Source organism: Streptococcus sp. DD11, assembly GCF_001578865.1.
In the GTDB taxonomy this organism is placed as follows: domain Bacteria; phylum Bacillota; class Bacilli; order Lactobacillales; family Streptococcaceae; genus Streptococcus; species Streptococcus panodentis.
In genome coordinates this window covers 67,296-68,019 of record NZ_KQ969392.1, presented here as the reverse complement: position 1 = coordinate 68,019, position 724 = coordinate 67,296, and the positions used below count along the sequence as shown (strand labels likewise).

The window sequence follows — 724 nt, the reverse complement described above, 5'->3', positions numbered from 1 at the left end:
GGCGGGCGATCGGACCAAGGTGGCGGTCCGCAGCCACAATCCAAATGTAGATGCTATCGGGACCATCGTCGGACGGGGCGGTGCCAATATCAAGAAAATCACCAGCAAGTTCCACCCAGCCAAGTATGATGCCAAGAGCGACCGCATGGTACCGACTGAGGAAAATATCGATGTCATTGAGTGGGTAGCCGATCCGGCTGAATTTATCTACAATGCCATTGCGCCGGCTGAAGTGGATCAGGTCATCTTTGATGCTGAAGACAGCAAGCGGGCTCTGGTCGTGGTACCGGACAATAAGCTTTCTCTGGCCATCGGCCGCCGCGGTCAGAATGTCCGTCTGGCAGCCCACCTGACAGGATTCAGGATTGACATTAAGTCTGCCAGCGAGTTTGAAGAAATGGAAGCGGCTCACGAGCTGGGCGGTTTTGCTCAGGATGCTGAGGTGATTGCTGCAGAAGACTTTCCTGCTGAAACGGGAGCAGAAGGATTTGCGGCTGAAGCAGAAGTGTGGGCAGAGACTGACTTTGTCGAGGCTGACAGCGCAGAAGCTCCGGCTGAAACCTTGGAAAATCTTGATATAGAAAGCGAAGCGCAAGAACTGGAATAAGGGGGCTGATATGGCAAAAACAAGAAAAATCCCTTTGAGGAAATCAGTGGTTTCCAACCAAGTGATTGACAAGCGCGATTTGCTGCGCATTGTCAAAAACAAGGAAGGCCAAGTCTT

2 pseudogenes are annotated in these 724 nt (G+C 52.2%); both read left to right on the top strand.

The features are described 5' to 3' along the window. A pseudogene (locus STRDD11_RS13980) lies at window positions 1-607 on the top strand (transcription termination/antitermination protein NusA); the annotation flags it as partial. Between the two features lie 10 nt (window positions 608-617). After that, a pseudogene (locus STRDD11_RS13975) lies at window positions 618-724 on the top strand (YlxR family protein); the annotation flags it as partial.